The sequence below is a fragment of the Mesorhizobium sp. M0145 genome (assembly GCF_040322355.1).
Taxonomy (GTDB): domain Bacteria; phylum Pseudomonadota; class Alphaproteobacteria; order Rhizobiales; family Rhizobiaceae; genus Mesorhizobium.
The window spans coordinates 92,083-99,196 of sequence record NZ_JAMYTK010000021.1 but is presented as its reverse complement, the minus strand read 5'-3'; the positions used below and the strand labels follow the sequence as shown (position 1 = coordinate 99,196).

Here is a 7,114-nt window from a genome sequence, read left to right as displayed (position 1 = left end):
TGGGGCGGCGGCGTCTCGCCGCGCGCGCCCACGCGCGCCCGCGCCGCGCCGGGGCCGCCGGCTCCCGCCCGCCCCCCCCGGCGCCCCCCGCGACCGCAGCCGCCGTTCGATCTCGGCCGCCGCCGCCTCGGCGACGCCGATGACGGTGGAGGAAGAAGAAGGGTCGCTCGGCACCACCTCGACCAGATCAAGCGCAAAGCGCGATTTCAGCCGTGCCGCAAGGTCGAGGCAATTGGCGATCGGATGGTCGACGCGCACCTTGATCAGCCCTTCGGAGACTGCGAGCGACACCAGCCGCTGCGCCGTCTGCCGCGAGATGCCAAGCGTGGCGGCGATCTGGTCCTGGGTGTTGCCTGCGACATAATAGAGCCAGCCGGCACGCGCCGCGTCGTCCAGCCTGTTGCCGCCGCTGTCCTGCCGCGAATTCAAGTTCCTGCCTCCCAACCCCGCCGAGCATAAGAGGCGGAGCGCAGTAGTTTCGCAGGGAATGAACTTGCGCGCAATTGCCTATTGTAAGAGCAATTGCTTAGTGATGAAACTTGGTGTTTGGAGCGAAGTGACAGGTCGACCCAGTCTCGTTGCAACAGCAAGGCTGTCGAGGTCGCACCAATCCCGGTTCTAAAGCGCGTTGCGTTCGATCGGCCTCATGCGACGCGTTTTAGGTTCCTTTTTATGCATGTCGTCATCGCAAAACCGCTGCACACTTTGCGCGACATGCATTAGCGGGGACGCGGCGGTTTATCTCGCGCGCTAAACGCTTTAAGGAATTTTTTGAGAATGGAGCCTTGCATGACGCCGAAAGCGGTTTTCTGGGATATGGACGGCACGCTGGTCGACAGCGAGCCGCTGCACGAGGCGGCGCTGATTGCGGCGCTGCACAGCGTCGGCATCGCGCCGCCGGCCGACCTGCATGAGCGCGTGCTCGGCATCGCCGCATGGCCGGTCTACGAAATGCTGCGCGACGAGTTCGGCCTCGACCTGCCTTTCGACGATTGGATCGTGCGCAAATACGATCACTATCTGCCGATGGCCGAAACGCTGACGCCACGCACCGGCGCGATCGAGATTTTCAATGAGCTGCTCGCGCTTGGCGTGCCGCAAGCGGTGGTGTCCAACTCGGACAGGCTGATCGTCGATGCCAATCTGCGCGCCGTAGGCCTCGTATATCCCGGCATGAAGACGGTCAGCCGCAACGACGTGCGTGAAGGCAAGCCGCATGCCGAACCTTTCCTGCGCGCCGCCTGGTTGGCCGACGTCGATCCCGCCGAGGCCGTGGCGGTCGACGACAGCGTGACCGGCGCCACGGCGGGGCTGGCAGCTGGAATGAAGACGATTTTCTGGCCAGAGGTGCCCATGGAGGGGCCGCCGGGGGCGATTGTCATCAACAGCGCCGGCGAATTGCGGGCCGAACTCGGGCTTTAAGCCAGGCCCGGCGGGACCGCGCTCAACTCCGGTAGGCAGGCTCCTGCTCGTCGAGGATCGCCTTCAGTTCGGAAAGGTGGCGCTCGGCCTGGCCGGGATAGTCTTCCTGTTCCCTTGCCGCTTTCTCCGCGATCTCATCCGACAGTACCCGCAGCGGCCGGCCGGTCCACAGCGCCTTGATATAGGTTTCGGCGGCGCGCTCGAAATAGAACATGCGGTTGAAGGTGTCGGCGACGCTGTCGCCGATGACCAGCACGCCATGGTTGCCCATCATCATCACCTTGACCTTCGGGTCGACAAGAAGCTGGGAGCAGCGCTCGCCCTCTTCCTCGAAGGCCAGCCCGCCATAATGAGCGTCGACGACATGGCGGTTGAAGAAGATCGCCGAGTTCTGGTCGATCGGCGGCAACGTCGAGTCGGCGAGCGAGGCAAGCACGGTGGCGTGGATCGAGTGGACATGCATGACGCAGCGTGCATGACGCACGTTGCGATGGATGGCACCATGCAGGCCCCACGCCGTCGGGTCGGGCGCATTCGGGCCGACCAGCGTGTCGGGATCATTGGCGTCGATCAGAAGCAGATCGCTCGCCTTGATGCGCGAGAAATGCACCTGGTTAGGGTTCATCAGGAATTGCGAGCCATCGTCGTTGACCGCCAGCGAAAAATGATTGGCCACCGCCTCATGCATGTTAAGCCGCGCCGTCCAGCGGAAGGCGCAAGCCAGATCGACGCGCTCCTCATAGAACGGCAGGTTGGTCAGCACTTCCTTCTGCAGGCGCGTGATGCTCATCGTAACCTCCGTGAAAGAAGCAAGGATGCCGCGCGGCTGGAACACGCGCAACCGGTTTCGTTTGGTACAGGCGAGCGCCGTTATGCCGCCGTGCTGGTGGCCGCGCCGACCCGAAGCCCGCCATGCTCGACGATGAAATCGATCACCTCCTGCAGGCCCTTGCCGCGCGACAGGTCGGTGAAGCCAAACGGCCGTTTGCCGCGCATGCGGGCAGCGTCGCGTTCCATGATGTCGAGATTGACGTTCACATAGGGCGCAAGGTCGCTCTTGTTGATGACCAGGAAATCGGACCGGGTGATCGCCGGTCCGCCCTTGCGCGGAATCTCCTCGCCCTGGCAAACCGAGATGACATAGAGCGTCAGGTCGGCAAGGTCCGGCGAGAAGGTGGCGGCGAGGTTGTCGCCGCCCGATTCGATGAAGACGATGTCGAGATCCGGGAATTTTTTGGTCATCTCGGCGATCGCCTGCAGATTGATCGAGGCGTCCTCGCGAATGGCGGTGTGCGGGCAGCCGCCGGTCTCGACGCCGATGATGCGATCCTCGGGCAGCGCCTGAAGCCGGGCCAGCATCATGGCATCTTCCTTGGTGTAGATGTCGTTGGTGACGACGGCGATCGAGAACTCGTCACGCAGCGCCTTGCAGAGCTTTTCGGTGAGCGTCGTCTTGCCGGAGCCGACCGGGCCGCCGATGCCGATGCGAAGAGGACCGTTGGCTTGTGTCATCTAGGGAACTCCGTGATGGCAAGAATGGCGAAGCCGAGCCCGATCAACAGACAGAGCGGCGAATAGTAGCTGACATCAAGCCGCGCGAAAGGCTGTTCGGGCGCCAGCCGGCGCCACCACGGCGTGAAGCCGGCAATGCCGCGCGCCAGGAAGACCAGCGCGATGAGCAGCGCCGTGGCGGCCAGCCCGGCCTTGGGAAAGGGCGTGGCGAACACGCCTTCGAGCGCCATCGGCCACAGCGTCGCCAGGCCGAGGCAGGCGGCAACGGCGAAGCTGGCGAAGGGTGCCGGCATCTCGTCGACGCCGCGAAAGCCGATGACCGCGCGAGCGCAGGAGGCGGCGTCCCTGCCCGGCCAGATGCCGCCAATGCCCCAATAGACATGCAGTGCTGTGATCAACAGCAGGACCAGCGAGAGCGCGAAAGCGAGGACGATCATGAGCGGAACAGCCGCGAATACTGGGCTTCGTGCTTCATCGCCGTGACGTCGGAGATGAAAGCGCAGCCGCCGAGATCATCGAGGGTCGAGCCGGCAGCGCGGTCGGCCGTGGCCAGGGCAAGCGGTTCGAAGGCGGCCAGTAGCGTCATCGCGGCACTCTGGCCAACGATGCCGAGCCGGATCGCGGCCTGGACGAGATTGGAGAAGAAGGCCTGCAGAAAGGCCGCCAGGGCGTCCCGCAGCGCAATGCCGTGATCGCCGGCAACGGCGCCGACGGCAACGCAATAGGCACATTCGGCCGGCAGGCGATCCAGCACCTGGCACGGCCAGGCGAAGGCCGCCTTCAGGAAAGCAGCGCCCTGCAGCATGGTCTCGGCATGGCGCTCGCGCGAGCCTGCCAGAGCTTCGGCAAGGGCGACGATTTCATCGAGATCGCCGGTTTCGCGCCCCCTGCGCCAGCTTTCGGCAAACAGCACCGCATCATTCCAGCCCGAACCCATCTCGACCAGCGTTTCCAGCCACGCGGCGAGCTCTTTGCTGTCGGCAACCAGCCCGGCATGCACGGCTTGCTCGAGACCATGGCTGTAGGAAAAGCCGCCGACCGGGAAGGAAGGCGACAGCCACGCCATCAGCCGCAACAAAGCAATATTGGAAGGCTGGGCAACGTTGGAAGGCTGGTCAGTCATGGTCATGGTCATGCGAATGGCTGTGGGAATGCGATTCGCTATGGGTATGGGAATGCGCTTCGGCGTGGCTGTGCGCATGCGCCTCGGCATGAGCGTGGCCGTGGCCGCCATGCCCGGAATAGGCGCCGCGCACCGGCTTGAACGGCTCGGAGACGTCGCTAACGGTGGCGCCCAATCCCTCCAGCATCGCCTTGATGACATGGTCGCGCAGAATGAGGATGCGCCCAGCTTCGATGGCGGCTGCGAGATGGCGGTTGCCGATGTGCCAGGCAAGCTCTGCCAGATGGACAGGGTCGCTGGCCCGGACGTCGTAGAGCGGCTCCTCGGCCGCGACGATCTCGATGTGGCGGCCATCCTCCAGCACCAGCCGGTCACTATGGTTCAAGGTCACCGGTTCGGGCAGGTCGACCAGCACCTTGTCGCTACGGGCCGTTTCGATGGCGCGACGGCGCAGATGCCGCTCGTCATGGGCAAGCACCGCACTGTCGTATGGCGTGGTGGTTCCGGCTTCGCCTGCGGCCAGGACGGAGACGGCGCGCGGGAATTTGGTGAAGTCGGTGCGAATATCGAGCTTCATGTAAAAACTGCCTCTCCCAAAAAGCCTAGCCTATCGCGTCCGCCGCCCCAATGGGGCTCAGACGATCGTGTCGAAGAGCCGCAGGATGAACGATATCTGATAGACGAGCGCGCCGGCGACAAAGGCGATGTGAAAGCGGCGGTCGCGCAGCAGGATCGCAATGACGCAAAGCGCGACGAAAACCGGCGTGCGGATCAGATATTCGACGCCAAAATGGGCGAAATGCTCCGGCCCTTTCAGCAGCGTATCGATCACGTCGAGCAGATAAGTCGCCGCCAGCAGGCCGAAGAACCAGGCCCGGCGCGAATAAAAGAAATCCTCATAGCTGGTGTAGTCCAGCATCGAATCCGGAAACAGCAGCGCGCAGAGCAGGAACAGCGTGACGGCGTAGAAGATGATGAACAGGTATTTGCCGAAGGTCCAATTCTCGATCTGGAACAGGCCGAACTCCCACCACCAGAAATGCACCAGCATTAAAAGCACCGACGCAACCCAGGCGAGGTGCACGGGATAGAGCCGGTATTGGCCGGGATGCTGGACGATGCGGGCGACCCCCGACAGCAGGCGGGTGACGCCGAGGCCGATCACCATGCCCAGGACGATGCGGATATGCGGGAAAATGTCGTGGGCGTAGGGGAGTTGCGGGTCCATAGGCCTGGCGCGGCATGTTCTACATCGGTCGTTCTAACGCCTGTGGTTCAGAACAGGAAGTAGCGTTGCGCCATCGGCAGCACGGTAGCCGGCTCGCATGTCAGGAGTTCGCCGTCGGCGCGGACCTCATAGGTTTCGGGGTCGACCTCGACATGCGGCGTGGCGTCATTGAGCACCATCGAATGCTTGCCGATGCCGCCGCGGGTGTTTTCGACCGCGACCATCTGCTTGTCGACGCCGAGCCTGCCGCGCAGGCCGGCGTCGAGCGCGGCCTTCGAAACGAAGGTCACCGACGAATTGGTCATCGCCTTGCCGTAGGCCCCGAACATCGGCCGGTAATGCATCGGCTGCGGCGTCGGGATCGAGGCGTTGGGATCGCCCATCGGGGCGGCGGCGATCATGCCGCCGATCAGCACCATGTCCGGCTTGACGCCGAAAAAGGCCGGATTCCACAGCACGAGGTCGGCGCGTTTTCCCACCGCCACCGAGCCGATGTCCTTCGACAGGCCATGCGCGATGGCCGGATTGATGGTGTATTTGGCGATGTAGCGGCGGACGCGGAAATTGTCGTTGTCGCCGGTCTCCTGCGGCAGCGAACCGCGCTGGCGCTTCATCTTGTCGGCGGTCTGCCAGCAGCGGATCGCCACTTCGCCGACACGGCCCATGGCCTGGCTGTCCGACGAGATGATCGAGAAGGCGCCGATGTCGTGCAGAATGTCTTCTGCGGCGATGGTTTCCTTGCGGATGCGGCTTTCGGCAAAGGCGATATCTTCGGGGATCGACGGCGACAGATGGTGACAGACCATCAGCATGTCGAGGTGTTCGGCCAGCGTGTTGATCGTGTAGGGGCGGGTCGGGTTGGTCGAGGACGGAATGACGTTAGGCAGGCCGCAGACCTTGATGATATCAGGCGCGTGGCCGCCGCCGGCGCCTTCGGTGTGGAAGGCATGGATGGTGCGGCCCTTGATCGCCGCGACCGTGTTTTCGACGAAGCCGGACTCGTTCAGCGTGTCGGTGTGGATCATCACCTGCACGTCGTAATCGTCGGCGACCGACAGGCAGCAGTCGATTGCAGCCGGCGTCGTGCCCCAGTCCTCGTGCAGCTTCAGCGAGCAGGCGCCGGCGAGCACCATCTCCTCGAGCGCGGCAGGCAGGGACGCGTTGCCCTTGCCCGACAGGCCGATATTCATAGGGAAGGCGTCGAAAGACTGGATCATGCGCGCCAGATGCCACGGCCCAGGCGTGCAGGTGGTGGCCAGCGTGCCGTGCGCCGGGCCGGTGCCGCCGCCGAGCATGGTGGTGATGCCCGACATCAGCGCTTCCTCGATCTGCTGCGGGCAGATGAAGTGGATATGCGCGTCGAAGCCGCCGGCGGTCAGGATCTTGCCCTCGCCGGCGATGATCTCGGTACCGGGACCGATGATGATGGTGACGCCGCCTTGGGTATCCGGATTGCCGGCCTTGCCGATCGCGGCGATACGGCCGTCCCTGAGGCCGATATCTGCCTTGACGATACCGGCGGTGGCATCGACGACCAACGCATTGGTGATGACGGTGTCGACCGCGCCTTGCGCGCGCGACACCTGGCTCTGGCCCATGCCGTCGCGGATGACCTTGCCGCCGCCGAACTTCACCTCCTCGCCGTGAAGAGTGAGATCCCTTTCGACCTCGATGAACAGCTCGGTGTCGGCGAGCCGGACCTTGTCGCCGACGGTCGGGCCGTACATCTGCGCATAGGCGGCGCGGGTGATTTTAGCCATCAGCAATTGCTCCCGAAATACAGCCCGAAAATACCGCTTGTCGAAGCCGGGCCCCACATTGCCGCCATC

The 7,114-nt window shown here is 64.0% G+C and carries 9 protein-coding genes; 1 reads left to right on the top strand and 8 read right to left on the bottom strand.

All coding sequences use genetic code 11. From position 1 onward, the window contains the following. Window positions 1-429 (bottom strand): helix-turn-helix domain-containing protein (locus NKJ28_RS25405; RefSeq protein WP_352637361.1); only part of this gene is annotated, 429 nt, incomplete at its 3' end. A gap of 360 nt (window positions 430-789) precedes the next feature. On the opposite strand from NKJ28_RS25405, the gene NKJ28_RS25400 reads away from it, so the two are divergent. Beyond that, window positions 790-1,422, top strand: a complete 633-nt coding sequence (locus NKJ28_RS25400; RefSeq protein ID WP_023676998.1) for an HAD family hydrolase — start codon at window positions 790-792, stop codon at window positions 1,420-1,422. A 22-nt stretch (window positions 1,423-1,444) separates the two neighbouring features. Here the strand turns inward: NKJ28_RS25400 and NKJ28_RS25395 are convergent, their stop codons facing one another. The 7 genes from NKJ28_RS25395 to ureC form a co-directional block, all read right to left on the bottom strand. Further along, window positions 1,445-2,212, bottom strand: a complete 768-nt coding sequence (locus tag NKJ28_RS25395) for a class II aldolase and adducin N-terminal domain-containing protein (protein ID WP_352577614.1) — start codon at window positions 2,210-2,212, stop codon at window positions 1,445-1,447. Between the two features lie 80 nt (window positions 2,213-2,292). After that, entirely contained in the window at window positions 2,293-2,934 is a 642-nt protein-coding gene (gene ureG, locus NKJ28_RS25390) for an urease accessory protein UreG (RefSeq protein ID WP_023677000.1), read from the bottom strand. After that, entirely contained in the window at window positions 2,931-3,371 is a 441-nt protein-coding gene (locus NKJ28_RS25385) for a DUF3995 domain-containing protein (protein ID WP_023677001.1), read from the bottom strand. The genes ureG and NKJ28_RS25385 overlap by 4 nt, the downstream gene beginning before the upstream one ends. Continuing rightward, window positions 3,368-4,069, bottom strand: a complete 702-nt coding sequence (locus NKJ28_RS25380) for an urease accessory protein UreF (protein WP_031211833.1) — start codon at window positions 4,067-4,069, stop codon at window positions 3,368-3,370. The genes NKJ28_RS25385 and NKJ28_RS25380 overlap by 4 nt, the downstream gene beginning before the upstream one ends. Beyond that, window positions 4,050-4,634 carry an urease accessory protein UreE gene (locus NKJ28_RS25375; RefSeq protein WP_352637360.1) on the bottom strand — a complete coding sequence of 195 codons (585 nt, stop codon included), beginning with the start codon at window positions 4,632-4,634 and terminating at the stop codon, window positions 4,050-4,052. Before NKJ28_RS25375 ends, NKJ28_RS25380 begins: the two co-directional genes overlap by 20 nt. Window positions 4,635-4,691: 57 nt before the next feature. Beyond that, window positions 4,692-5,285 carry a hypothetical protein gene (locus NKJ28_RS25370; RefSeq protein WP_023677004.1) on the bottom strand — a complete coding sequence of 198 codons (594 nt, stop codon included), beginning with the start codon at window positions 5,283-5,285 and terminating at the stop codon, window positions 4,692-4,694. Between the two features lie 47 nt (window positions 5,286-5,332). Beyond that, entirely contained in the window at window positions 5,333-7,045 is a 1,713-nt protein-coding gene (gene ureC, locus NKJ28_RS25365; protein WP_031211834.1) for an urease subunit alpha, read from the bottom strand. Window positions 7,046-7,114: the final 69 nt, after the last annotated feature.